21 protein-coding genes are annotated in these 25,572 nt (G+C 71.0%); 8 read left to right on the forward strand and 13 right to left on the reverse strand.

Annotation, left to right across the window (positions count from 1 at the left end; translation table 11 throughout):
• Nucleotides 1-49: 49 nt before the first annotated feature.
• Complete coding sequence (locus ACWDUZ_RS08430) at nucleotides 50-382, reverse strand: hypothetical protein (RefSeq protein WP_451631029.1); 333 nt, start codon at nucleotides 380-382, stop codon at nucleotides 50-52.
• Nucleotides 383-470: 88 nt separating this feature from the next.
• Nucleotides 471-1,457 (reverse strand): heme o synthase, encoded by a 987-nt coding sequence (locus ACWDUZ_RS08435; protein ID WP_451631191.1) that lies wholly within the window; start codon nucleotides 1,455-1,457, stop codon nucleotides 471-473.
• 584 nt (nucleotides 1,458-2,041) lie between these two features.
• Here ACWDUZ_RS08435 and tkt point away from each other — a divergent pair.
• The 5 genes from tkt to pgl are packed head-to-tail and all read left to right on the forward strand — an operon-like array spanning nucleotide 2,042 to nucleotide 8,679.
• Nucleotides 2,042-4,144: a transketolase gene (gene tkt / locus ACWDUZ_RS08440; protein WP_451631030.1), complete on the forward strand. Its 2,103-nt coding sequence runs from the start codon at nucleotides 2,042-2,044 to the stop codon at nucleotides 4,142-4,144.
• A 36-nt stretch (nucleotides 4,145-4,180) separates the two neighbouring features.
• Nucleotides 4,181-5,299 (forward strand): transaldolase, encoded by a 1,119-nt coding sequence (gene tal, locus ACWDUZ_RS08445; RefSeq protein ID WP_451631031.1) that lies wholly within the window; start codon nucleotides 4,181-4,183, stop codon nucleotides 5,297-5,299.
• Between the two features lie 4 nt (nucleotides 5,300-5,303).
• Nucleotides 5,304-6,842, forward strand: coding sequence for a glucose-6-phosphate dehydrogenase (gene zwf, locus ACWDUZ_RS08450; RefSeq protein WP_451631032.1), 1,539 nt, complete (start codon nucleotides 5,304-5,306; stop codon nucleotides 6,840-6,842).
• The gene (gene opcA, locus ACWDUZ_RS08455; RefSeq protein WP_451631033.1) at nucleotides 6,839-7,900 is read left to right on the forward strand and encodes a glucose-6-phosphate dehydrogenase assembly protein OpcA; all 1,062 of its coding nucleotides are present in this window, start codon (nucleotides 6,839-6,841) and stop codon (nucleotides 7,898-7,900) included. The genes zwf and opcA overlap by 4 nt, the downstream gene beginning before the upstream one ends.
• Nucleotides 7,901-7,938: 38 nt before the next feature.
• Nucleotides 7,939-8,679, forward strand: a complete 741-nt coding sequence (pgl, locus tag ACWDUZ_RS08460) for a 6-phosphogluconolactonase (RefSeq protein ID WP_451631192.1) — start codon at nucleotides 7,939-7,941, stop codon at nucleotides 8,677-8,679.
• A 63-nt stretch (nucleotides 8,680-8,742) separates the two neighbouring features.
• On the opposite strand, the gene ACWDUZ_RS08465 is transcribed toward pgl, so the two are convergent.
• From ACWDUZ_RS08465 to ACWDUZ_RS08485, 5 genes are all read right to left on the reverse strand, one after another.
• Nucleotides 8,743-9,582, reverse strand: a complete 840-nt coding sequence (locus ACWDUZ_RS08465; RefSeq protein ID WP_451631034.1) for a carbohydrate ABC transporter permease — start codon at nucleotides 9,580-9,582, stop codon at nucleotides 8,743-8,745.
• Complete coding sequence (locus ACWDUZ_RS08470) at nucleotides 9,579-10,952, reverse strand: ABC transporter permease subunit (protein WP_451631035.1); 1,374 nt, start codon at nucleotides 10,950-10,952, stop codon at nucleotides 9,579-9,581. The genes ACWDUZ_RS08465 and ACWDUZ_RS08470 overlap by 4 nt, the downstream gene beginning before the upstream one ends.
• A gap of 6 nt (nucleotides 10,953-10,958) precedes the next feature.
• Nucleotides 10,959-12,290: an ABC transporter substrate-binding protein gene (locus tag ACWDUZ_RS08475; RefSeq protein ID WP_451631036.1), complete on the reverse strand. Its 1,332-nt coding sequence runs from the start codon at nucleotides 12,288-12,290 to the stop codon at nucleotides 10,959-10,961.
• A 37-nt stretch (nucleotides 12,291-12,327) separates the two neighbouring features.
• On the reverse strand, nucleotides 12,328-13,989 hold the full coding sequence (locus ACWDUZ_RS08480; protein WP_451631037.1) for a glycoside hydrolase family 13 protein: 1,662 nt from the start codon (nucleotides 13,987-13,989) through the stop codon (nucleotides 12,328-12,330).
• Between the two features lie 200 nt (nucleotides 13,990-14,189).
• Nucleotides 14,190-15,461, reverse strand: a complete 1,272-nt coding sequence (locus tag ACWDUZ_RS08485; RefSeq protein ID WP_451631038.1) for an ABC transporter substrate-binding protein — start codon at nucleotides 15,459-15,461, stop codon at nucleotides 14,190-14,192.
• A gap of 131 nt (nucleotides 15,462-15,592) precedes the next feature.
• Between ACWDUZ_RS08485 and ACWDUZ_RS08490 the strand changes: the two genes are divergently transcribed.
• The 3 genes from ACWDUZ_RS08490 to ACWDUZ_RS08500 are packed head-to-tail and all read left to right on the forward strand — an operon-like array spanning nucleotide 15,593 to nucleotide 19,156.
• The gene (locus ACWDUZ_RS08490; protein ID WP_451631039.1) at nucleotides 15,593-16,108 is read left to right on the forward strand and encodes a PadR family transcriptional regulator; all 516 of its coding nucleotides are present in this window, start codon (nucleotides 15,593-15,595) and stop codon (nucleotides 16,106-16,108) included.
• Nucleotides 16,066-16,854 carry an ABC transporter ATP-binding protein gene (locus ACWDUZ_RS08495; RefSeq protein ID WP_451631193.1) on the forward strand — a complete coding sequence of 263 codons (789 nt, stop codon included), beginning with the start codon at nucleotides 16,066-16,068 and terminating at the stop codon, nucleotides 16,852-16,854. Before ACWDUZ_RS08490 ends, ACWDUZ_RS08495 begins: the two co-directional genes overlap by 43 nt.
• A gap of 4 nt (nucleotides 16,855-16,858) precedes the next feature.
• Nucleotides 16,859-19,156 carry an FtsX-like permease family protein gene (locus tag ACWDUZ_RS08500; protein ID WP_451631040.1) on the forward strand — a complete coding sequence of 766 codons (2,298 nt, stop codon included), beginning with the start codon at nucleotides 16,859-16,861 and terminating at the stop codon, nucleotides 19,154-19,156.
• Nucleotides 19,157-19,295: 139 nt separating this feature from the next.
• On the opposite strand, the gene ACWDUZ_RS08505 is transcribed toward ACWDUZ_RS08500, so the two are convergent.
• The 6 genes from ACWDUZ_RS08505 to gap form a co-directional block, all read right to left on the reverse strand.
• Nucleotides 19,296-20,573 carry an MFS transporter gene (locus ACWDUZ_RS08505; RefSeq protein WP_451631041.1) on the reverse strand — a complete coding sequence of 426 codons (1,278 nt, stop codon included), beginning with the start codon at nucleotides 20,571-20,573 and terminating at the stop codon, nucleotides 19,296-19,298.
• Between the two features lie 136 nt (nucleotides 20,574-20,709).
• Entirely contained in the window at nucleotides 20,710-20,997 is a 288-nt protein-coding gene (locus ACWDUZ_RS08510; protein ID WP_004002138.1) for an RNA polymerase-binding protein RbpA, read from the reverse strand.
• A gap of 314 nt (nucleotides 20,998-21,311) precedes the next feature.
• Nucleotides 21,312-21,548: a preprotein translocase subunit SecG gene (gene secG, locus ACWDUZ_RS08515; protein WP_451631042.1), complete on the reverse strand. Its 237-nt coding sequence runs from the start codon at nucleotides 21,546-21,548 to the stop codon at nucleotides 21,312-21,314.
• A 107-nt stretch (nucleotides 21,549-21,655) separates the two neighbouring features.
• Nucleotides 21,656-22,432: a triose-phosphate isomerase gene (gene tpiA, locus ACWDUZ_RS08520; RefSeq protein ID WP_451631043.1), complete on the reverse strand. Its 777-nt coding sequence runs from the start codon at nucleotides 22,430-22,432 to the stop codon at nucleotides 21,656-21,658.
• Nucleotides 22,433-22,437: 5 nt separating this feature from the next.
• Nucleotides 22,438-23,649: a phosphoglycerate kinase gene (locus tag ACWDUZ_RS08525; protein ID WP_451631044.1), complete on the reverse strand. Its 1,212-nt coding sequence runs from the start codon at nucleotides 23,647-23,649 to the stop codon at nucleotides 22,438-22,440.
• A 252-nt stretch (nucleotides 23,650-23,901) separates the two neighbouring features.
• On the reverse strand, nucleotides 23,902-24,909 hold the full coding sequence (gene gap, locus ACWDUZ_RS08530) for a type I glyceraldehyde-3-phosphate dehydrogenase (RefSeq protein ID WP_451631045.1): 1,008 nt from the start codon (nucleotides 24,907-24,909) through the stop codon (nucleotides 23,902-23,904).
• Nucleotides 24,910-25,572: the final 663 nt, after the last annotated feature.

A 25,572-nucleotide genomic window follows, 5' to 3' on the forward strand; every position in this document is an offset into this window, starting at 1 on the left:
CGGGTGAACCGGCTCTCAGGTGTTGCTGGTGCCGAGACCGGCGTCCCGGTCAGCGGTTGCTCGGGCCGCCCAGCTGGATGCCGGCCATGCGGGACCACTCGTAGGGGCCCGTCCTCACCTTGGCGGCGAACTCGCCCTCGAACGCCTCGTGGACGGTGATCCCGGACTTCCGCACGGCCTCCTCGGCGATGGCGTACGTGGGAGCCACGATGTCGCCCCAGGCGCCGTCCTCGCCCACCAGGACGATCCGGGCGCCGCGCTGTCCGATGTACGCGACCTGGCCCTCGGCGCCGCCGTGGGCCTTGGAGAAGGAGCCGATCCGCCGGGCGAGACGGGTCGCCTTGCGCTCGGCCTTGGGGTCAACCTGCTGCGTGTCTGCCATGGCAGGAGCCTACCGACGAGTAGATCGAACGGCGACGGGCGGGGTGCGTGGCCTTGACCACGCACCCCGCCCGTCCCGAGCGGTCGTCTCAGCGCAGGAAGGGGTCCACCGCGACCGCGACGAAGAGGATCGACACGTAGGTGATCGACCAGTGGAACAGCCGCATCTCCTTCAGCTTGGCGCCGGTCGCCTCGGCCTTCGCCCGGTTCTGCAGCCCGTGCGCCTCCCAGAGCCAGAAGCCGCCCGCGGCGAGCGCGACCACCGTGTAGAACCAGCCCGTGTACCCGAGCGGGGTCAGCAGCAGGGAGACCAGGACCATCACCCAGCTGTAGAGAACGATCTGCCGGGCGACCACCTTGTTGGAGGCGATGACCGGGAGCATCGGCACGCCCACGCGCGCGTAGTCCTCCTTGACCTTCATGGACAGCGGCCAGTAGTGCGGCGGCGTCCAGAAGAACATCACGAGGAAGAGGATGACCGGCGCCCACGACATGGAGTTCGTGACGGACGACCAGCCGATGAGCACCGGGAGGCAGCCGGCGATGCCGCCCCAGACGATGTTCTGCGACGTACGCCGCTTGAGGATCATCGTGTAGACGACGACGTAGAAGAGCAGCGCTCCGAGTGACAGCCACGCCGACAGCCAGTTGACGGTCAGACCGAACAGCAGCGTCGAGACGACGGCGAGGGTGATGCCGAAGACCAGGCACTCGCGGGGGCTGACCATCCCGGTGACCAGCGGGCGCTGAGAGGTGCGGTCCATGAGCGCGTCGATGTCACGGTCGATGTACATGTTCAGCGCGTTGGCGCCGCCCGCGGACAGGTAGCCGCCGACACAGGTGAGCAGCACCAGCTCGAGGTCCGGCACCCCCTGCTGCGCCAGGAACATCACCGGAACGGTGGTGATGAGCAGCAACTCGATGATCCGCGGCTTCGTCAGAGCCACGAACGCCTTGATCCGGGCCCCGAACGGCCTGCGCCTCGGGTTCTGGCTCGCACCGAGCTCACCCTCCCCCAGAGCCTCGAGGGCCTGGGTGGTACCCCCAGGACGGGATTCGACGGCCGTCACGCACACCCCTGACAGAGACATCCCAGCGAACCCGCACCGTGAACGTTCGGTAAGGGCCGCGCGTACCACGCCACTGTAGACGTTGCCCAGACCCCGGCCTTCGCGGGGGTCGGTCGTGTTGGCCGGGCCGCGGTGACCGTCCTCGCGGCGGGGCGCGGGCCACCGAAGCGGTGATGCGGCTCGGACCCGGCAGAACGGCGACCGGAACGGCCGGGGCGACGGTGTTTCGCAATAGCGAAGGGAACAGTCTTTCGGAAAGCCTTCCGCATGAGCTTCCTCCATCCCTCCCGACACGCTTGCGACCGCACTTCCCGACACCCATACGGGCCCCTTCTCCGCACCCTTCCGACGGGCGCGGCTCGGCTCGATTGAGCGATCGGATGAGCGGCTCCGTATTCAGTTGCCGAATATGGTTCCGGCCGGTCGGGAGGCGGATTTCGGAGAGTCCCGGCAGTCTGGAATGACTCGAAAAAATGCACGTCCTTACGGGGGTAGGCTCAGCAATGGCCGGCCGACGCGAGAAACGCCGGCAGCCGGTGCGCGCTCACGTGTACCGGCATCCGACATGTGGAGAGGAGCCCTGACCCAGGGTGAGCACCAAGCCGACCACCACAGACCTCGAGTGGACCGAGTTGGACCAGCGCGCGGTGGACACCGCGCGTGTCCTGGCCGCCGATGCCGTACAGAAGGTCGGCAACGGCCATCCCGGTACGGCGATGAGCCTGGCTCCTGCCGCCTACACCCTGTTCCAGAAGGTGATGCGGCACGACCCGGCGGATCCGCAGTGGGTGGGGCGCGACCGTTTCGTGCTGTCCGCCGGCCACTCCTCGCTGACCCTCTACACCCAGCTGTACCTGGCCGGTTTCGGCCTGGAGCTGGACGATCTGAAGGCCTTCCGCACCTGGGGTTCGAAGACCCCCGGTCACCCGGAGTACGGGCACACGACGGGCGTGGAGACCACGACCGGCCCACTGGGGCAGGGCGTGGCGAACGCGGTGGGCATGGCGATGGCCGCCCGTTACGAGCGCGGCCTGTTCGACCCCGAGACCCCCGCGGGCGAGTCGCCGTTCGACCACTACATCTACTGCATCGCCGGTGACGGCTGCCTGCAGGAGGGCATCTCGGCCGAGGCGTCCTCGCTGGCCGGCCACCAGCAGCTGGGCAACCTGATCCTGCTGTGGGACGACAACCACATCTCGATCGAGGGCGACACCGAGACGGCCGTCTCCGAGGACACCGTCAAGCGCTACGAGGCCTACGGCTGGCATGTGCAGCGCGTGGAGCCCAAGGCGGACGGCGACCTGGACCCGCAGGCGATCTACGCGGCGATCCAGAAGGCCAAGTCCGTCACCGACCGGCCGTCCTTCATCGCGATGCGCTCGATCATCGCCTGGCCGGCCCCGAACGCCCAGAACACCGAGGCCGCGCACGGCTCGGCGCTCGGCGAGGACGAGGTCGCCGCCACCAAGCGCGTCCTGGGCTTCGACCCCGAGCAGCACTTCGAGGTCGCGGACGAGGTCATCGGCCACACCCGCCAGGCCCTGGAGCGCGGCCGGCAGGCGAAGGCCGAGTGGGAGAAGTCCTTCCAGGCCTGGCGCGAGGCGAACGCCGAGCGGGCCGCCGAGTACGACCGGATCGCGAAGGCGGAGCTGCCCACGGGCTGGGACGAGAAGATCCCGGTGTTCGAGGCCGGCAAGGGCCTGGCCACGCGTGCCGCGTCCGGCAAGGTGCTCCAGGCCCTCGGCGAGGTGATCCCGGAGCTGTGGGGCGGCTCGGCCGACCTGGCCGGTTCGAACAACACCACGATCGACAAGACGTCGTCGTTCCTGCCCGAGGGCAACCCGCTGCCCGAGGCGAGCCCCTACGGCCGCACCATCCACTTCGGCATCCGCGAGCACTCCATGGGCGCGGAGCTGAACGGCATCACGCTGCACGGCAACACCCGCGTCTACGGCGGCACCTTCCTGGTGTTCTCCGACTACATGCGCAACGCGGTGCGGCTGTCCGCGCTGATGCACCTGCCGGTGACGTACGTGTGGACGCACGACTCCATCGGCCTGGGCGAGGACGGCCCCACCCACCAGCCGGTCGAGCACCTGGCCTCGCTGCGCGCGATCCCGGGCCTGAACATCGTCCGCCCGGCCGACGCCAACGAGACCGCGATCGCCTGGCGGGAGATCCTCAGCCGCTGGACCAAGGAGTTCGGCAAGGGCGCCCCGCACGGTCTGGCGCTGACCCGCCAGGGCGTGCCCACGTACGAGCCCGACGACGACGCGGCGCGCGGCGGCTACGTCCTCTTCGAGGCGGAGGGCTCCGACGGGCAGAGCGCGGAGCCCGAGGTGATCCTGATCGCCACCGGTTCCGAGGTGCACGTGGCCGTCGAGGCGCGCGAGCAGCTCCAGGCCGACGGCGTTCCCACCCGTGTGGTCTCGATGCCTTCCCAGGAGTGGTTCGAGGAGCAGGACCAGGGGTACCGGGACAGCGTCCTTCCCCCCGCCGTGCGAGCGCGCGTCGCGGTCGAGGCGGGCGTGGGTCAGCCGTGGCACAAGTACGTGGGAGACGCGGGGCGCATTGTTTCCCTGGAGCACTTCGGTGCCTCCGCCGACGCCAAGGTGCTCTTCCGCGAATTCGGCTTCACCGCCGAGAACGTGGCCGCCAAGGCCCGGGAATCCATCGCCGCCGCCCAGCGCTGACGCTCACATAAACGACACGTAGGAGATGCAATTTCCATGACAGACGCACTCAAGCGCCTCACGGACGAAGGCGTCGCGATCTGGCTGGACGACCTGTCGCGCAAGCGGATCACGTCCGGCAACCTCGCCGAGCTGATGGACCAGCAGCACGTCGTGGGCGTCACCACCAACCCGACGATCTTCCAGAAGGCCATCTCGCAGGGCGACGGGTACGAACGGCAGCTGTCGGACCTGACCTCCCGGAAGGTGTCCGTCGAGGAGGCCCTCCGCATGATCACCACGGCGGACGTCCGGGACGCCGCCGACATCCTGCGCCCGGTCTACGACGCGACCGACGGCCAGGACGGCCGGGTCTCCATCGAGGTCGACCCGCGCCTGGCGCACAACACCAAGGCGACCGTCGCCGAGGCCCGCCAGCTGGCCTGGCTGGTGGACCGCCCGAACACGCTGATCAAGATCCCCGCCACCCAGGCGGGCCTGCCGGCGATCGCCGAGACCATCGGCAACGGCATCAGCGTCAACGTCACGCTGATCTTCTCGCTGGAGCGTTACCGCGAGGTCATGGACGCCTACCTGACCGGACTGGAGAAGGCCAAGGAGCGCGGCCTGGACCTGTCGAAGATCTACTCGGTGGCGTCGTTCTTCGTCTCCCGCGTGGACACGGAGGTCGACCGGCGCATCGACGAGATGGGCACCCCCGAGGCCAAGGCACTGCGCGGCAAGGCGGGCGTGGCCAACGCGCGTCTGGCCTACCAGGCGTACGAGGAGGTCTTCGCCTCCGACCGCTGGAACGCGCTGGAGAAGGCGGGCGCGAACAAGCAGCGTCCGCTGTGGGCCTCCACCGGTGTGAAGGACAAGGCGTACAAGCCGACCATGTACGTCGAGGAGCTGGCGGCGCCGAACACGGTGAACACCATGCCGCAGGCCACGCTGGAGGCCACCGAGGAACAGGGCGAGATCCGCGGCGACGCCGTCCGCGGCACCTACGACCAGGCCCGCGCCGACCTGAACGCGCTGGAGAAGATCGGCATCTCCTACGACGAGGTGGTCCAGCTCCTGGAGGACGAGGGCGTCGAGAAGTTCGAGGCGTCCTGGATCGACCTGCTGAAGTCGACCGAGGCGGAGCTGGAGCGCCTCGCTCCCACGGAGGGCTGACACCTTGTCGCCGCTTTCCGGTACCGGAGCGAACCCGCTCCGTGACCCCGCGGACCGACGGCTCCCGCGCATCGCGGGGCCGTCGGGCCTGGTCATCTTCGGGGTCACGGGCGATCTTTCGCGCAAGAAGCTGATGCCCGCCGTGTACGACCTCGCCAACCGGGGTCTGCTGCCGCCGGGCTTCTCGCTGGTGGGCTTCGCCCGCCGCGACTGGGAGCACGAGGACTTCGCCCAGGTCGTGCACGACGCCGTCAAGGAGCACGCGCGCACGACGTTTCGCGAGGAGGTCTGGCAACAGCTCAGCCAGGGCATGCGCTTCGTGCAGGGCACCTTCGACGACGACGAGGCGTTCGAACGGCTGCGCGGCACGATCGAGGAGCTGGACAAGGCGCAGGGCACGGGCGGCAACTTCGCCTTCTATCTGTCGGTGCCGCCGAAGTCGTTCCCGGTCGTCATCCAGCAGCTGAAGAAGCACGGCCTGGCCGAGCAGACCGGCGGCTCCTGGCGGCGCGCGGTCATCGAGAAGCCCTTCGGTCACGACCTGAAGTCGGCCGAGGAGCTGAACCGGGTCCTGCACGAGGTGTTCGAGCCGGAGCAGGTCTTCCGCATCGACCACTACCTGGGCAAGGAGACCGTCCAGAACATCCTGGCGCTGCGCTTCGCCAACCAGATGTTCGAGCCGATCTGGAACCGGTCCTTCGTGGACCATGTGCAGATCACCATGGCCGAGGACATCGGCATCGGCGGCCGGGCCGGCTACTACGACGGGATCGGCGCCGCCCGCGACGTCATCCAGAACCACCTGCTCCAGCTGCTCGCGCTCACCGCGATGGAGGAGCCCGCCTCCTTCGGCGCGGACGCGCTGGCCGCGGAGAAGGAGAAGGTGCTCGGTGCCGTCCGGCTGCCGAAGGACCTGGGCGAGTCCACCGTGCGCGGGCAGTACGCGGGCGGCTGGCAGGGCGGTGAGAAGGTCATCGGCTACCTCGAGGAAGAGGGCATCGACAAGAAGTCGAAGACCGACACGTACGCGGCGATCAAGCTGGGGATCGACAACCGCCGATGGGCAGGCGTCCCCTTCTATCTGCGCACCGGCAAACGGCTGGGCCGCCGGGTCACCGAGATCGCGGTGGTCTTCCAGCGGGCCCCGCACTCCCCCTTCGACACCACGGCGACGGAGGAGCTGGGCCAGAACGCGGTCGTCATCCGCGTCCAACCGGACGAGGGCGTGACGGTCCGCTTCGGCTCCAAGGTGCCGGGCACCTCGATGGAGATCCGGGACGTGTCGATGGACTTCGCCTACGGCGAGTCCTTCACCGAGTCCAGCCCGGAGGCGTACGAGCGCCTGATCCTGGACGTGCTGCTCGGCGACGCCAACCTCTTCCCGCGCACGGAGGAGGTCGAGCTGTCCTGGAAGATCCTCGACCCGATCGAGGAGTACTGGGACAAGCACGGCACGCCCGCGCAGTACGCGTCCGGGACCTGGGGGCCGGCCGAGGCGGACGAGATGCTCGCACGAGACGGACGGAGCTGGCGCCGGCCATGAAGATAGACCTGACGGCCACCACGGCCGGGAAGATCAACAAGGCGCTGGTGCAGGCCCGCCGGGCGATCGGCACCCCGGCCGTGGGCATGGTGCTGACCCTCGTCATCGTCACCGACGAGGAGAACGCCTACGACGCCCTCAAGGCCGCCGGTGACGCCTCCCGCGAGCATCCCTCGCGCACCCTGGTCGTCATCCGGCGCGTCTCGCGCACCCTGCGTGACCGCACGTCGTCGCGGCTGGACGCCGAGGTCCGGGTGGGTGCGGAGGCCGGCACCGGCGAGACGGTGGTGCTGCGGCTGTACGGCGAGGTGTGCGACCACGCCCAGTCGGTGGTGCTCCCGCTGCTGCTGCCGGACGCGCCGGTCGTCGTGTGGTGGCCGGTCAGCGCCCCGCTCGACCCGGCGAACGACCCGCTGGGCGCGCTGGCCCAGCGCCGGGTCACCGACACCTACGCCTGCGAGGACCCGCTGCGCGAGCTGTCGGCGCGCGCCGAGGCCTACCACCCCGGTGACACCGACCTGGCGTGGACCCGGATCACGCCGTGGCGCTCGATGCTGGCGGCCGCGTTGGACCAGGTGACCTGCGAGGTCCGGTCGGTCGAGGTGGAGGGCGAGGAGTCCAACCCGAGCTGCGAGCTGCTGGCGATGTGGCTCGCGGACCGGCTGGAGGTCCCGGTGAAGCGCTCGCCGTCGGCCGGGCCCGGGCTGACCGCGGTCCGGCTGGACACCAACTGCGGCCCGATCAAGCTGGACCGGGGCGACGGCAGGCTGGCGACCCTGGCCATCCAGGGGCAGCCGGAGCGTGCGGTGGCGCTGAAGCGGCGGGAGACGGCCGAGCTGATCGCGGAGGAGCTCCGGCGGCTCGACCCGGACGACACCTACGCGTCGGCACTGCGTTTCGGCGTGGACCGGCTGGCCGGCGCCACCGGGCCGGTGCTCGACGAGGAGGGGCCGGTCGCCGTCGCCACAGCCGAGGAGGACACGGCGAAGGCGCCCGCGCAGCGGGCGGCCTCCCGGACCGCCCGGAAGTCGACGAGCCGGAAGGCGGCGGCGAAGTGAGCACTCCTCAGCTGGTCGTGCACCGCGACAAGGAACTGATGGCGCAGGCCGCCGCGGCCCGGCTGATCACGAAGATCGTGGACGCCCAGGCCTCGACGGGTGCGGCGAACGTGGTCCTGACGGGCGGCCGCAACGGCAACGGCGTGCTGGCCGCGCTGGCCGCGGCTCCGGCCCGGGACGCGATCGACTGGGGCCGTCTGGACCTGTGGTGGGGCGACGAGCGGTTCCTGCCGGAGGGCGACCCGGAGCGCAACATCACGCAGGCCGAGGAGGCGCTGCTGGACTCGGTGCCGCTGGATCCGAAGCGCGTGCACGCCATGCCCGCCTCGGACGGCCCGTACGGCACGGACGTCGAGGCCGCGGCCGACGCCTACGCCGAGGAACTGGCCCGTGCGGCCGGTCCCGCGAACCACGGCGCGGTGCCGACCTTCGACGTGCTGATGCTCGGCGTGGGCCCGGACACCCATGTGGCGTCGCTGTTCCCGGAGCACCCGGGGGTCCGGGAGACGGAGCGCACGGTGATCGGCGTCCACGGCTCCCCCAAGCCGCCGCCGACCCGTATCTCCCTCACCCTGCCCGCGATCCGCTCGGCCCGTGAGGTCTGGCTGCTGGCGGCGGGCGAGGACAAGGCGAACGCGGTGGCCATGGCCCTCTCCGGCGCCGGCGAGATCCAGGCCCCCGCGGCGGGCGCCCACGGCCGCGCCCGCACCCTGTGGCTCCTGGACACGGCGGCGGCCTCCCAGCTCCCGAGGTCGCTGTACCCGCCGGCCTCGGCGTGAGCCCACGGGCAGGGGGGTGGCGCGGTTTCCGCACCACCCCCCTGCCCGTCCCGCGGTCCGGCCCTACTTGACGGATCCGGCCATGACCCCCTGCACGAAGTGCCGCTGGAACGCGAAGAACACTGCCACCGGCACCACCAGCGACAGGAACGCCCCCGGCGCCAGCACATCGATGTTGCTTCCGAACTGCCGTATCTGCGACTGCAGTTGAACCGTCAACGGCTGCGACGAACTGTCCGCGAACAACAGCGCCACCAGCATGTCGTTCCACACCCACAGGAACTGGAAGATCGCGAGGCTGGCGATCGCCGGCCGGCCCACGGGCAGCACGAGCTGTACGAAGATGCGCCACTCCCCGCCCCCGTCCATCCGCGCGGCCTCCAGCATCTCCTTCGGCATCTCCGCGAAGTAGTTCCGCAGCAGGAACACCGCGAACGGCAGCCCGTACGCCACGTGGAACAGCACGACACCGGGGATCGTGCCGAACAACCCCAGCTGCCCGAAGAGTTTGGCCACCGGCAGCAGCCCGATCTGCACCGGCACCACCAGCATCGCCACCACCAGCAGGAACAGCGGCTCGCGGCCGGGGAAGTCCAGCCAGGCGAAGGCGTATCCGGCGAGCGCGGCGATGACGACGACGAGCACGGTCGCCGGCACCGAGATCAGCACGGTGTTCCAGAAGGCCTGGGTGATGCCCGCGTTCTTCAGCAGCGCCGAGTAGTTGTCGAAGGACAGCTGGCCGGGGCTCGTCAGCGCCGTCCACCAGCCGCCCTTGGCGGTGTCCTGGGCCGACCGCAGCGAGGACACGAACAGCCCGGCCAGCGGCGTCAGCCAGACCAGGCCGATCACCACGAGGAAGGCCTGCACGAGCCCGTTGCCCAGGCCCCTCCTGACCGCGTTCATCGCTGACTCCTTCGGAAGCGGCGGACGTTGAAGACCATCGCGGGGATGACGAGCAGCAGAAGCAGCACACCCAGCGCGCTGCCCAGTCCCTGGTTGTTGCCGCCGCCGAAGGACACCAGCCACATCTGCGTCGCGAGCACGGTCGCGTCCTCCTGCACCGGCCCGGGCGCGATGATGTAGACGAGGTCGAACACCTTCATCACGTTGATGACGAGCGTGACGAAGACGACCGTCAGCACCGGGGCGAGCAGCGGCACGGTGATGCGGCGGAAGATCTGCCACTCGTTGGCCCCGTCCATCCGGGCCGCCTCCAGCGCGTCGCGCGGCAGCGTGGACAGTCCGGCGCCGATCAGCACCATCGCGAACCCGGTCCAGATCCACAGGTACGCACCGATGATCGCCGGAGTGACGAGCGTCGGCCCGAGCCAGGAGACGCCCTGGTAGGGCGGAGCGAAGTTGGACTCGGGGAGCCGGAGGGCGTACGACCCCGCGGACAGGCCGGAGAAGCGGAAGGAGCCGTCGGAGGCGGTGGTGGCGTACGCGACGGTCCGCCCGTCGCGCACAGCCTCGACCTTCATCCCGGGCAGGCCGTTCTCGCGCCGGTCGATCTTGCCCTGGGTGCCCGACCCGCCGGGTGTGAAGTCCAGGTAGACGACCCCGCGCACCTCGCCGGCGGCGGCCTTGCGTCCGGCCGCCGGCCAGGCGGGCGAGGCGTCCTTCGGCAGGTCCTCGGGCAGCACGCCGACCATCGGCAGCGACACGGTCGCGCCCGGCGACACGGCCGCGTTCGTGGTGTACGAGCCGTCTCGGCCCTGGGTGAGCCCGTGCGGTCCGGTGCGGGCCCGTGCCGTCGGGTACGAAGAGGTGCCGGAGAAGGCGTCGTGGACGGAGACGACGGCGGCGTTGAGCACGCCCTTGTCGGGGTCCTGGTCGTAGGCGAGCCGGAAGATGATCCCGGCGGCGAGGAAGGACACCGCCATGGGCATGAACAGCAGCAGCTTGAACGCCGTGGCCCAGCGGACCTTCTCCACCAGCACGGCGAGGATCAAGCCCAGTCCCGTCAGCAGCGCCGGGGCGACGACCACCCAGATCACGGTGTTCCGGATGGCCTTGAGGGTGGCCGGGTCGCGGAACATCTCGGTGTAGTTGTCGCCGCCGACGAAGCGGGTGCCGGAGGCGTCGAAGAAGCTGCGGCCGACGGAGAACAGCACCGGGTAGACGACGAGCGCGCCGAGCAGCAGCAGCGCGGGGAACGCGAACAGCAGGGCGACGATCCGGCCGCGCCGCCGCTCGCGGCGCGCGCGGCCGGCCGGACCGGCGGGCGGCACAGAGCTCGCCGCCCGCTTCTTGGTGACGGTGGTGGCGGTCATGACCGCTCAGCCCTGGCCCTGGTACGCCTTGGCCGCCGCGGCCTCCAGCTTCGCCGCGGTGGCCTTCGGGTCCGACGGGTCGCGCAGGAAGTCCTGGAGCAGCTTCCACTCGCCGGTGCCCTTGGTGCCGCCGAAGGCCGCCGGGGCCTGGTCGGACATGTCGAAGCGGACCGAGTCGCCCGCGTCGACCAGGGACTTGGCGGTGGCCCGGGTGACGTCGTCGCCGTAGGAGGCCAGGTCGAGCTTCTTGTTCGGGGACAGGAAGCCGCCCGCCTTCGCCCACACGGCCGAGGCCTCGGGGGTGGCCAGGTACTCCAGGAGCTTCATGCCGGCCTTGGCGTTCTTGCCGTCCTTGAGCACGACGGCGGCGTCACCACCGCTGACGACGGGCGCCTTGCCGCCGTCGACGGCGGGGAAGGGGAAGAAGTTCGCGTCCTTGCCGATGGTCCTGCCGAACTGGTCGTGGGCGACGCCGGCGACGAAGTCGCCCTCGTAGACCATGCCGGCCTGCGGCTTGGGCCCGAACACCTTCTCCACCGAACCGGGGAAGTCGGTGTTGAGGGCCTCCTTCTGCCCGCCCGCGATCAGCTGCTTGTCCTTGAACAGCTTGCCGAGGGTGCCGAGCGCCTTGACCACACTGGCGTCGGTCCACTTCAGCCGGTGCGCGGCGAGGGCGTCGTACTTCTCCGGGCCGGCCTGGGAGAGGTAGATGTTCTCGAACCAGTCGGTGAGGGTCCAGCCGTCCTGCCCGGCGACCGCGAAGGCGGCGAGCCCGGAGTCGGAGACGGTGTGCCCGGCCTTGAGCATGGCGTCGTAGGTGGTGGGCGGCTGGACGCCGGCCTGGGTGAGCGCGTCGGGGCTGTACCAGACGGTCGACTTGTGGGCGGCCTTGAAGTACAGGCCGTACAGGGCGCCGTCGACGCTGCCGTACTTCTTCCACACCGGCGCGTAGCCCGCGTCGATCTCCTTCTGGGTGGTGGCGGACAGCGGGGTGAGCCAGCCCTTCTTCGCGAACTGCTGGAGCACGCCGACCTGCGGGACCATCACCACGTCGGGGGCGTTGCCGCCCTCGATCTTGCTGCCGACGACGGTGGAGACGTTGTCGCCGGTGGACACGAACTGGGTCTTGGCGCCGGTCTTGGCGGTGAACGCGTCCAGCACCTTCTGGAAGTTCTTCTGCTCGCTGCCGGACCAGACGCCGGCGACGGTGACGGTCTGGCCGCTCAGTTCCTTGTCGCCGCCGCCCGCCGAGACCGGGTCGCCGCCGCAGGCGGTGGCGCCGAGGGCGAGGACGAGGGCGGTGCAGCCGGTGAGCAGGGCGGTACGTCGTCGCATCATCGTGGATGTCCCTTCGGGGGATGGAGAACTGACGGGTTCACAGGTCGGTGTCGTCGGCGATCCACCAGGCGGCGGTGGACCCGGCGAGCACTCCGGGTGGGCAGGGACCGCTGGCCAGCAGCGGGGTGCCGGGGACGGGGGCGGGCGTGGGGGCCGTGCCGAAGTTGACGGCGCAGACCAGGCCGTCACCGCGGGCGAAGGCGAGGACCCCGGGCGAGGTGTCCAGCCAACGCAGCGTGCCTTCGCCCAACTGGGGTAGTGAGGACCGCAGTTGCAGACCGTCGCGGTACAGGTGCCAGAAGGAGCGGGTGTCGGCGAGGGCGCGGTCGGTGGCGTACTCGGCGAAGTACTCGGGCTGCGGCAGCCAGGGCTTGGCGCCCTCGGCTCCGGAGGTGAAGCCGAACGGGGAGGCCTGGCCCGACCACGGCAGCGGGACGCGGCAGCCGTCGCGGATGCGGGCACGGCTGCCGGTGCGGCGGAAGATCGGGTCGGTGAGCACGTCGTCGGGCAGGTCGACGACCTCGGGCAGGCCCAGTTCCTCGCCCTGGTAGATGTAGGCGGCTCCGGGCAGCGCCAGCATCAGCAGGGCCGCGGCGCGGGCGCGGGCCGCGCCCAGGGGCTGCTCCGGGAGGGGCACGGTCCCCCGGCCGCTGCCCTCGGTGACGGGTTCGCCGTAGCGGGTGACGCTGCGGACCTGGTCGTGGTTGTTGAGGACCCAGGTGACGGTCGAACCCGTGCCGGCTATGTCCTGCATGGCCTCGGAGACGACCTTGCGGAAGGCGTCCGCGTCCCAGGGCGCGCTGAGCAGGTCGAAGAAGAACGCCTGGTGGAGCTCGTCGGGGCGGACGTACCGGGCGTGTTCACGGGCGTTCGGTACGGACACCTCGCCGACGAGGAGGCGTTCGCGGCCGTCGCGGGCCGTGTACTCCTCGCAGACGGAACGCCAGTGCCGCCACACGTCGTGCACCTCGGGCTGGTTCCAGGCGAGCGGATTGACCGAGTCGCGGGTGCGGGCGTCGGCCTCCGGGTCCGGGGAGTCGGGTAGTTCCGGGTGCTTGAAGAGGCCGGCGGCGACGTCGATGCGGAAGCCGTCGATGCCCCGGTCCAGCCAGAAACGCAGGACGCGGTCGAACTCGGCGGGGACCTGGGGATCGCGCCAGTTCCAGTCGGGCTGCTCGGGCGTGAACATGTGCAGGTACCACTGGCCTGGGCGGCCGTCGGCCTCGGTGACGCGGGTCCAGGCGGGGCCGCCGAACATGGCGTGCCAGTTGTTCGGCGGCTCGGTGCCGTCGGGGCCGCGGCCGTCGGCGAAGTGGAAGCGGGTGCGGGCCGGGCTGCCGGGCGGGGAGGCGAGCGCCTCACGGAACCAGGGGTGCTCGGTGGAGCAGTGGTTGGGGACGATGTCCAGCAGCACCTTGACGCCCAGCCGGCGGGCGGTCGCGATCAGCAGGTCGAACTCGGCGAGGTCCCCGAAGAGCGGGTCGACGTCGCAGTAGTCGGCCACGTCGTAGCCGTGGTCGTGTTGCGGTGAGGGATAGAAGGGGCTCAGCCAGATCCCGTCCACACCGAGCTTCTTCAGATACGGCAGCCCGGCCCGGACCCCGGCCAGATCACCGACGCCGTCGCCGGTGCTGTCCAGGAAGCTGCGGACGTACACCTGGTAGATCACCGCGTCGCGCCACCAACGATGCCTGTTCAACCCATTGCCTTGTCTCTGTCGAGCAGTCGTTATGCATGCATGTTATGTAGGTGTTTCACGAGCATGTCAACGAACCAGGCACAAGCTACTGGGCAGTTGACCTGTGAAATCCGGACTTGTCCGGACGGAATCGACGCAGAAGTGATGGCAGCGTTACTTAACAAGTAACTAGGCGAGGAGCCCGGGCCAAGGGGACGGCCCTATCGGCGGGCGATGGCGTCGAGTTCCCGCGCCAGCCGGCGCACGGCCTGCTCGGGCGTCTGACGCCCGGTCAGCGCGTCGTGCACGACGGCCTGCACCACCAGGCTTACCTGGTCGTAGTGCGGGCTCTTGGGACGCGGCGCGGCCGAGAGGACGGCGGCGCGCAAGGTCGGCAGATACGGGAACCGCTCCACGAGGGCGGGGTCCTCGTAGAGCGCGGCACGCACCGGCGGCAGCGAGCCCCGTGTGAGCACCTGACGCTGGACGCGCTCACTGGTCAGGTACGCGATCAGGCGGGCGGCGGAGTCGGGGTGCCGCGCATGGGTGTTGACGGCGAGGTTGGAGCCGCCGAGGACACTCGTGCCCGGGCCGTCCGGGCCGGGCAGCGGCACGGCGCCGATCTTCCCGGCGACCTCGGACCCCGGGGCGGCGGCGACGGCGTACGCGTAGGGCCAGTTGCGCAGGAAGAGCAGCCGGCCGTCCTGGAAGGCCTGCTTGGACTCCTCCTCCTTGTAGGTGAGGGCCGCCTTGGGGATCCAGCCCTCCCGGAAGCCGCGCGCGAGGAATCCGATGCCCTCGCGGGCCGCGGCGGAGTTGACGGTGACGCGCGCGCCCTCGTCGCCGAGGATCGTGCCGCCCGCCGAGTACACCGCCTCGGCCGCGTTGACGGTGAGGCCCTCGTACGGCAGGAACTGGCCCGCGTAACCACCCAGTCCGTACTTGGGCGCGATGGTCTTCGCGTCGTGTTCCAGCTCGGCCCAGGTGCGCGGCGGCGGCACACCCTCCTTCGCGAGGATGTCCTTGCGGTACAGGAGCAGTCCGGCGTTCGTGACATAGGGGACGGCGTACAGCCGCCCGTCGTAGGTGGCCGTGTCGACGACCGGCGGCAGGAAGGTCTTCAGCGGGAAGCGGTCGCGCGGCAGCGGCCGGATCCAGCCGGCGGCGGCGAACTCCGAGGTCCAGTTGACGTCGATGTTGAGCACGTCGAAGCGGCTGCGGTCGCCGCCGCGCAGGTCGGTGGTCATCTGCGCGTGGGTCTCGTCGGCGGAGTCGGGCAGCTCGACGAGGGTGACCCGCTCGCCGGGGTGGGTGCGGTTCCAGCCCTGGAGGAGGGGGCCGAGATAGCCGGTGAGGTCCCCGGCGGTGGCCAGGGTGAGCGGGCCGCGGCCGTCGTCCGCGCCCTCCTCGGCGTGGGCGCCGGAGGCGACGTACCCGGTGAGGATCACGACGAGTGCGAGAAGGCCCCTACCGGTGGCGTGTATCCACCGCATAGGTTCCTCCCTGAACACGTACGCCTGGCTCCGGGCACCCTCGCCCGGGAGTCAGAGGCCATGTATACCTGTTAGGTATGGGCGATACTAGGGCCTGGAGCACATTGTGAGAGGACAGGAGGAGAGCACGAGTGCGCCTGCCCCTCCTGGCACTCCTCGCGCGCGGCCCCGCCCACGGCTACGAGCTCAAGCAGGACCTTGAGCAACTGCTGGGCTCCGCGTACCCTCAGCCGAACGTCGGCCAGATCTACGTGACCCTCGGCCGCCTCGAGAAGTCGGGACTGATCGAGGGCGAGGAGGTCGAGCAGTCCAGCCGGCCCAACAAGAAGATCTACCACCTCACCGACACCGGACGTGAGGAGCTGCGCGCCTGGTTCGCGGAGCCCGAGGACGAGCCGCGGGTGCGGGACGAGTTCTTCATGAAGCTCGCCCTCGCCCCGCAGACCGGCCTCGCCGACCAGATCGCCCTCATCAACAAGCAGCGGCGTCAGTACCTCAACACCATGCGCAACCTGTCGAAGCTGGCCGCGGCCGAGAACCGGGACAACCGAATCGCCCATCTGCTGATCGAGGGCGCCATGCTGCACCTCCAGGCCGACCTGGACTGGCTGGAACGGTGCCAGGAGGAACTGGAGGAGCCGCGGTGAGCGACCATGCCACCCCGCTGCTGCGCGCCGAGGGCCTCGTCAGGACGCACTACGGCGAAGGTGCGCCCGCCCGTGCCGTGCGCGGGGTGGATCTTCAGGTGGCGCGCGGCGAATTCGTGGCCGTCACCGGTCCCTCCGGCGCCGGCAAGTCGACGCTGCTGCATCTGCTGGGCGGCCTCCAGCGGCCGGACGAGGGCAGCTACTGGCTGGACGGCCGGTGCACCGACTCCTACAGCGAGGCCCGCTGGGCGGAGGAGCGCCGGAAGGTCATCGGGATCGTCTTCCAGTTCTTCAACCTGGTCTCCAACCTGTCGGTCGGCGACAACGTCGAGCTGCCCGCCCTGCTCGCCGGCCGCTCCCCGAAGCAGGCTCGCGCCGAGCGGCAGGAACTGCTGGCCGAGCTGGGACTCGAGGGCAAGGAGCGCGGCATGCCGGGCGAGCTGTCCGGCGGCGAGCAGCAGCGCGTCGCGCTGGCCCGTGCCCTGGTCAACCGGCCCCCGCTGCTGCTGGCCGACGAGCCGGCCGGCAGCCTGGACAGCAAGGGCACCCGTGAGGTGATGCGGCTGCTGTCCCGCTTCCACCAGCGCGGCCAGACCATCGTCCTGGTCACCCACGACGCCCGGCTGGCGAGCGCCGCGGACCGGGTGATCTCCTTCTTCGACGGCCGCATAGCCGACGACGCGGAGCTGGACGGCACGCCGTCCCGCCGGGCCGGGACGTCCGGCGTACTGGAGCTGAGGGACTGACCCCATGCGTGCCACCCTGCGCTGGGCGCACTCCGATCTGCGGACGCACCGCGGCGAGGCGCTGTTCCTCGTGCTGGCGACCGCCGGCATCGTCGCCTCGCTGCTGCTCGCCACGGCGCTGTTCGGCTACGCCACCAATCCCTGGCAGCGGGTCTTCACGCAGGCGCGCGGCGCGCATGTGTGGATCCACGCGCTGCCGTCCGCGGACACCCACCGGCTGGCCGCGCTGGACGGCGTGGACGCCGTCGCCGGCCCCTACGCCACCGAGTCCGTCACCGTCTCCGTCCGCGGCACCCGCGCGTCGGCCGAACTGCGCGGCATTCCCGGGCGGCCCGCCGTCGGCCGCCCGCTGCTCGTCTCGGGCCACTGGCTCGACCCGGCCCGGCCCGACGGCGTGGTGCTGCAGGACAGCCTGGCCCGTGCCCTGCTCGCCGAACCCGGGGACACCCTGACACTGCCCGGCACGGCCCGGACGCTGACCGTCGTGGGCATCGCCGACAGCGCCGAACCCCGCTACGGCCCCGGTGATCGGCCCGGACTCGTCTGGGCGGTGCCGTCCGCCGTGCGCGATCCCCGCGGCCAGGTCGTGGGCCTGCGCCTGGCCGACCCGGACGACACCGACTACGCGGTCCAGCGCGCCGTCACCGTGCTCGGCGCCGGCTCGGTCACCGAGGTCTCCACCTGGCGGCAGGCACAGGCCCAGGCGCAGGGCGACAACCGGCTGCTCGGCCAGGTGCTGGGCCTGTTCGGCCTGGGCGCGCTGGTGGCCGCCGCCTTCGCGGTGCACGGGGCGATCGGCACCCGGATCCGCGGTCATCTGCGGGACATCTCGGTGCTGAAGGCGATCGGCTTCACACCCGGCCAGGTGGTCCGGATCTTCCTGCTCCAGCACGTGGCGTACGCCGTGCTGGGCGCGGTGGCCGCGGCGGCCCTCATCCAGGGGCTGGGTGCCCGCGTGCCGGGGCGGCTGGGTGACGCGGTCGGGGTGTGGCAGGGGCTGCCGGGGCACGCGGCGGCGCTGGTCGTGGTGCCGGTGGGCGCGGTGCTGTTCATCGGTGCGGTCACCGGGCTCGCGGCCTGGCGGGCGGGCCGGGTGCCTCCGGTGCCGGGGCCGGGCCGTGCGACCGTGCCCGGCGGGCGGCTGCCGGGCGCGGCACGCCGGGCCCTGGCCCTGCGGCTGCTCGGTCTGCGCCTGCCGCCCGCCCTGGTCCTCGGCGGGCACCAGGCCTTCGCCCGCCGTCCGCGCACCCTCGCCACGATCGGCCGGCTCGCGCTGCCGCTGCTGCTGATCGTGGTGGCGATGAGCGCCTGGACCACCATCGACCGGTTCCACAGCCGGCCCGAGCACCTCGGGCTGCCCGCCGCGCTCACCGTGCGCGGGGACGGCACCCTCGGCGACCGGGGGACGCGGGCCCTGCTGGACCGCGAGCCCCGGGTCGCCGCCGTCTACCCGGGTGTGGAGACGGCGGCGCTGGTCCCGGGCCAGACCGCGACGATCGCCCTGCGGGGCCTGGGCACTCGGCAGAACCCCTACCCGTACACCCTCGCCGAGGGGCGCCTCGCCCACGGCCCGGACGAGGCGGTCGCGGGGCAGGGCCTGCTCGACCTCCTCGACGTGCGGGTCGGCGACTGGGTGCGGATGACGGTCGGCGAGCAGCCGCAGATCCTGCACATCGTGGGCCGCAGCATCGAGCCGGAGAACGGCGGCCGGGTCATCTCCACCTCACTGGACACCCTCCGCGAGAACGACCCGCACCTCGCCCCGACCCTCTACCAGCTGCGGTTGCGCCCCGGCGCCGACGCGCACCAGGTCGCCGCCGCCCTGCTCGCGGCCGGTCACGGACACCTGGACGTGCACGCCGTGACCAACCCGGTCGACGGGCTGTCCCCGCTGCGGGCCGTGGTCGCCGGACTGGTCTGTGTGCTCGCGCTGATCGGCCTGGTCGAGCTGCTGACCGCGATCGGCGGCACCGTGCGCGAGGGCGAGCGGGACCTGCTGGCCCTGAAGGCGATGGGCCTCTCGCCGCGCCAGATCACCGCGATCACCGTGACGGCCACCGGCTGCACCGCCCTGGCGGCCGTGGTGATCGCCGCGGCCGCCGGTCTGCCCCTGGCCCACTGGCTGATCGACGCCCAGGGCCGCTCCAGCGGCATCGGTGCCGGCATCGCCGCGGGCCCCTCCCCGCTGCTCCTGCTGCTGTTCGGGGTAGCGGCGGTGGCCGGTGCCGCGGGACTCGCCGCCCTGCCCGCGTCCCGGGCGGCGCGGCGACGGCTCGCGGACACGCTGAGCGCGGTGGCCTGAGCCCCGGCCCGGCGGTCCGTCCCGGGGCGCGCCGGAGGCGGGACCGCGGCAGGGTCAGCCGGTGGCCTGCCCTGTTCCCCGCTGTCTCCTGCCCCGCCGCCGGTCCCACCTGACTGACGACCCGGCACCTGAGTGTGTGTCACGCGGTCGGCGGCGGGGGCACCTGGTGCTCCGGCGCGACCGCTCCTGCGTGCTGCCCGCGTGCGGGTATCAGAGCGGTGACGGACAGGACGAAGAACGCCGCCGTGAGCAGCGCCGGGGTGTTGGCGCCCCAGGCGGTGGCGACGACGCCGCCGAGCACCGCGCCGAGGGGCGCTCCGGCGACCGCGAGGGTCCGGAAGGCCGCGCTGACCCGGCCGAGCATGTCGGCTGGGCTGCGCTGCTGCATCAGCGTCGTGGTGTTGACGTTCCACACCATGCCCATGAGGCCGAAGACGGCCAGCGCGGCCACCAGGGCGACCATGCTGCGCACCGAGCCGATGACCACCAGGGCGGCGATCTGCACGGTGCCGGCCAGGAACACGGCCCGTATGCGGCCCAGCCTCGCCACGATCCGGCTGTTGACCGCTCCCCCGGCCAGGCTGCCGACCGTGTAGGCGGTCGTCGCCGCCGCGTATCCGCCGGGGCCGGCGTGCAGCCAGCCGGTCACCACGACGACCAGGGTGGCGATGAGGGCGCCCATGCCGACGTTGCACAGGGCCGTGGCGGCGCACAGGGCCCTGAGCGCCCGGTCCCGTCCGAGGATGCGCAGGCCGTCGGCGATCTCGCGGCGCAGGGTGCTGCCCGGCTGTCTCGGCTTCTGCTCGGGTGCGCTCGTCCGCAGCGAGGCGACCAGGGCGGCGGCCACGAAGAAGGTCACGGCGTCGACGGCGAAGGGAGCGAACGCCGCGGCGGCGATCAGCAGGGGGACCGCCGGGCCACCCAGCAACCCGCCCGCGACGCGCTGCCCCGTCATCAGTCGGGCGTTGGCGCTGCCGAGCGCCTCGCGGTCCACGAGGGCGGGCAGCAGGGCCGTGGCGGCGTTGTCGAAGAGCGTCTGGAGCGTGGTGAGAGCGAAGGCCAGGGCGATCAGCAGGGCGATCGAGGCGTGCCCGAGGGCGACGGCCACCGTGAAGCCGCCGACCAGCACGCCGCGTACCGCGTCCACCGTCCACATCGCGCGCCGCTGGTCCACCCGGTCGGCGACGGCGCCGCCCAGCAGACCGAAGACGATCCAGGGCAGATAACCGCAGGCCGTGACCGAGGCGATGAGCAGGGGGTCATCGGTCAGCGAGGCGGCCAGCAGGGGCAGTGCCGCCGTACGCAGCGCGTCACCGAAGCTGGACAGCACGGCGGCGCTCCACAGCCGCCCGAACGCCCCACGCCACGCTGGGCCCACCACCGTCCCGGCTGCCCGCACCGCCCCGGCCGTCGTCATGTCCTTGCCCCCTCGCGATTCGTACGATGCACAAACCGTAGAGGGCACCACTGACAATCGGTCCGCGGCTACCTGCCGGCCGGGGAACGAAGCAGGTCCGGCTCCATGCCCACGGGCACCGGCCGGACGTGAAGTCCTAGATCTCGCCGCGCAGTTTGGCGAGCGCCTCGGCCAGGATCGCCTCACCGTCCGCGTCGCTGCGCCGCTCCCGCACGTACGCCAGGTGCGTCTTGTACGGCTCGGTGCGCGGCGGGTCCGGCGGGTTGTCCCGGTCCTGACCGGCCGGGAAGCCGCAGCGCGGGCAGTCCCAGGTGTCGGGGACCTGCGCGTCGCTGGCGAAGCTGGGCTGTGTCTCGTGCCCGTTGGAGCACCAGAAGGAGATGCGCAGACGCGGCGCGGACTCGCCGCGCTCGGCCTCGCCCATCGGCCCCGCCCCGACCCGGCTTCCTCGGATCGCGTTGCCACTTGCCACGGTGTAACTCCCTGCGTGATGGTGCCGCGAAGCGAGTCGGCGTTCCGCTTCGCTGCGAGCGCCTCAGTCTACGTAAGGCCCAACGCGCGTCCAGTGATTGGAGTTACCTGCCCCCCACCACAGACGCAAGCCCCATGATAGGCCGCGCTCCGAAGCGCGTACCGACCATGGGGCTTTACGTACGGAATGTGCGGTGTGCACCGGCCGACGGCGCGCCGGCGCACCTCGTCAGCCGCTGAACCCGGTCAGCTGCCGGACTTCAGCGGTCAGCTGCTGGACTTCATCAGGATGCCGAGGACCACGATGCACGCGAACCACAGCAGACCGATCGCCACGGTGATGCGGTCGAGGTTGCGCTCGGCGACCGAGGAGCCGCCGACGGAGGACTGCATGCCGCCGCCGAACATGTCGGAGAGGCCGCCGCCCTTCCCCTTGTGCATCAGCACCAGCAGCAGCAGCAACAGGCTGAAGATGATCAGGGCGATCGAGAACCCCAGAACCACGGCTGGACCAACTTCCTCGGACTCGGATGGACGACGGGGGCACGGCGCCTCGGCTGTGCCCCCGCCAGGGTACGACGTATCGCCGCTACCGCCTACTCACGTCCGGCTCACTGATCGCGGAAGCGGACGATCTTGACGAACTCGTCGGCGTCCAGCGAGGCGCCGCCGACCAGGGCGCCGTCGATGTCGGCCCGCGACATGATCTCCGCGACGTTGCCCGCCTTCACGGAGCCGCCGTACTGGATGCGGACCTTGTCGGCCAGCTCCTGGGAGTACAGCTCGGCGATCTTGCCGCGGATCGCCGCGCAGACCTCCTGGGCCTCCTCGGCGCCGCAGACCTTGCCGGTGCCGATGGCCCACACCGGCTCGTAGGCGATCACGATCGACTCGGCCTGCTCGGCCGGGAGGTCCTTCAGACCGCCCTCGACCTGGGTGAGGGTGTGGGAGACGTGGTTGCCCTCGTCGCGCACCGTCAGCTCCTCGCCGACGCACAGGATCGGGGTCAGGCCGTGCTTGTAGGCGGCCTTGACCTTGGCGTTCACCAGCTCGTCGGTCTCGTTGTGGTACTGACGGCGCTCGGAGTGGCCGATCACCACGTAGGTGCACTTGAGCTTGGCCAGCATCGGGCCGGAGATCTCGCCGGTGTACGCGCCGGAGTCGTGCTGCGAGATGTCCTGGGCGCCGTACTTGATCTTCAGCTTGTCGCCGTCGACCAGGGTCTGCACCGAGCGCAGGTCGGTGAAGGGCGGCAGGACGGCGACCTCGACGGCCTCGTAGTCCTTGTCGGCCAGGGCGAAGGCGAGCTTCTGGACGTGGGCGATGGCCTCGAGGTGGTTGAGGTTCATCTTCCAGTTGCCCGCCATCAGCGGCGTGCGGGTGGTCATTGAGGTCAGTCCTCCAGTGCGGCGAGGCCGGGGAGCGTCTTGCCCTCGAGGTATTCGAGGGAGGCGCCGCCGCCGGTCGAGATGTGGCCGAATGCCGACTCGTCGAAGCCCAGCGTACGGACGGCAGCGGCGGAGTCGCCGCCACCGACGACGGTGAAGCCCTTCGAGTCGACCAGGGCCTGGGCGACGGCCCGGGTGCCCTCGGCGAAGTCGGGGTGCTCGAAGACGCCCATCGGGCCGTTCCAGAAGACGGTGGCGGCGTCGGCGAGCTTCGAGGCGTACAGGGCGCCGGTCTCGGGACCGATGTCCAGGCCCTCCTGGTCGGCCGGGATGGCGTCCGCGGCGACCGCGGTCGGGTGGGCCGGGGCCTTGGTCCTCAGGTCCGGGAAGTCGGGCGAGACCAGCGCGTCCACCGGGAGCACCAGCTCGACACCGGTCTTCTCGGCCCGCTCGAGGTATTCCTGGACGGCCGGGATCTGGTCCTCCTGCAGGAGGGACTTGCCGACCTCGTACCCCTGGGCCTTGAGGAAGGTGTACGCCATGCCGCCGCCGATGAGCAGCCGGTCGGCCTTGCCGAGCAGTTGGTCGATGACGGCGAGCTTGTCGGAGACCTTGGCACCGCCGAGGGCGACGACGTACGGCCGCTTGACGTCCTCGGTGAGCTTCTTCAGCACGCCGACCTCGGTGGCGATGAGGTAGCCGGCGTAGTGCGGCAAGCGGGCCGGGAGGTCGTAGACCGAGGCGTGCTTGCGGTGCACCGCGCCGAAGCCGTCGCCGACGTAGACGTCCGCGAGGGCGGCCAGCCGGTCGGCGAACTCGCCGCGCTCGGCGTCGTCCTTGGAGGTCTCACCGGGGTTGAAGCGCAGGTTCTCGATGACCGCGACCTGGCCGGGCTGCAGGCCGTCCACGGCGTCGTGGGCGGCGGGGCCGACGGTGTCCTGGGCGAACGCCACGGGCGCGCCGAGGAGTTCACCGAGCCGCTCGGCGGCGGGCAGCAGCGAGAAGGCGGGGTCCGGGGCGCCCTTGGGGCGGCCGAGGTGGGAGGCGACGACCACCTTGGCGCCCGCCTCGGCAAGGGCCTTGACGGTGGGCAGCACGGCACGGATACGGCCGTCGTCGGTGATGACACCGTCGGCCAGCGGCACGTTGAGGTCGGCGCGGACGAAGACCCGCTTTCCGTTCACGCCTTCGGAGAGAAGTTCGTCGATCGTCTTCATGGATGGGACTCCTGAGGAGGGGCTCTTGATCGTACGAGGACTGGTCGATCCGCACGTCGGCCGGGGTCGTGGACCGGCACGGTACCGGCGTCGGCCGGGCCGCTGCCGGTACGTCCGGCCCGCCGGGCGCGCGTCATGCGGTGCGTGCGTCACGTCGCACGCGCCTGACGCCGTACGTGCGTCAGGGCTCGGACCGCGCGACGTTGCGCTGCCCGAGCCCTGGACTCACATCGAGGTGCCTGCTGGGGTCGATCAGAGCTGGTTGCCGACGAAGACCGTCAGGTCGACGAGGCGGTTGGAGTAGCCCCACTCGTTGTCGTACCAGCCGATGACCTTCACGTTCTTGCCCTCCTGGACCATGGTCAGGGAGGAGTCGAAGGTGCAGGACGCCGGGGCGTTGACGATGTCGGAGGAGACGATCGGGTCCTCGGTGTACTCGAGGATGCCCTTCAGCTCGCCCTCGGCGGCCTTCTGGAAGGCGGCGTTGACCTCTTCCTTGGTGACCTCGCGGGAGAGCTCGACGACGAGGTCGGTGACCGAGCCGGTGGGGACCGGGACGCGCATGGCCATGCCGTCCAGCTTGCCCTTGAGCTGGGGCAGCACCAGGGCGGTGGCCTTGGCGGCGCCGGTGGTGGTCGGGATGATGTTCTCGGCGGCGGCGCGGGCGCGGCGCAGGTCCTTGTGCGGGAAGTCCAGGATGCGCTGGTCGTTGGTGTACGCGTGCACCGTCGTCATCAGGCCCTTGACGATGCCGAAGTTCTCGTCGAGGACCTTCGCCATCGGCGCCACACAGTTGGTGGTGCAGGAGGCGTTGGAGATGACGTTGTGGTTGGCGGCGTCGTACTGGTCCTGGTTGACGCCCATGACGACGGTGACGTCCTCGTTCTTCGCCGGCGCGGAGATGATGACCTTCTTCGCGCCGCCGGCGAGGTGCTTCTCGGCGTCTTCCTTCTTGGTGAAGATGCCGGTGGACTCGATGACGATGTCCACGCCCAGCCGGCCCCAGGGGATCTCGGCCGGATTGCGCTCGGAGAGGACCTTGATGGTCTTGCCGTCGACGGTGATGGTGTCCTCGGTGTGCGAGACCTCCTGCTTGAGGCGGCCGAGGATGGTGTCGTACTTCAGCAGGTGAGCGGTGGTCGCGGTGTCACCCAGGTCGTTGACAGCCACGATCTCGATGTCTGCACCCTGCTCCAGCAGCGCGCGGAAGTAGTTACGACCGATGCGGCCAAAGCCGTTGATGCCTACGCGGATCGTCACGAACCGATCTCCTCGTTGGTACGCCGGTTTCGACTCCGGCGAGCTGTATTGGGATGTCCCCGACCACCCACGACCCTACCCCTCCCGGGCCTCCGAAGTGACATTCGGACGCTCCAGGAAAGACGCGGCGATCCATACGCGTCAGTAGAGACACAGGCCGCTCGCACGAGCGTCCGGATCACCCTGTTTCGCTACGGATGTCGTTGCCGGGTTGACCGCATTGGTCACTCTTTCGTGATGGCCTCGGCTCACTTGTGAACGGGCGTCCCTGGACCGCTCCGCGGGCCCTGGACCGGGTGCGCGGAGGGGCCGCCCGGGGCCTCCGCCGTCACCGGCCGGTCGGTCGACAGGGGTGGCGGACGGCACGTGGCGAGCGGCGTGCGGCAGACCGCGAGCGGGGCGGAGCGACAGACGGCGAGCGGGGCGGAGCTGCGGACGGGGGGAGCTGCGGACCGCGAGCGGCAAAGCGGCAGTTGCTCCCGCACGCACGACGAACTGTCGTCGTCGCGAACCCATTTGCGAACAGGGCGCGGCCCGCGAAGGGAGTTGCGGTAGCAGCCGCCGCACCACCCTGCCCGACGGCGGCTCGACGGCCGACGGCGACCACTCTCGTGCACTTCCGACGATCACGGACAGCACCGTGGCGGTCGGTTGTGGGCGTTC

It is taken from the genome of Streptomyces sp. NPDC003393 (genome assembly GCF_053589015.1).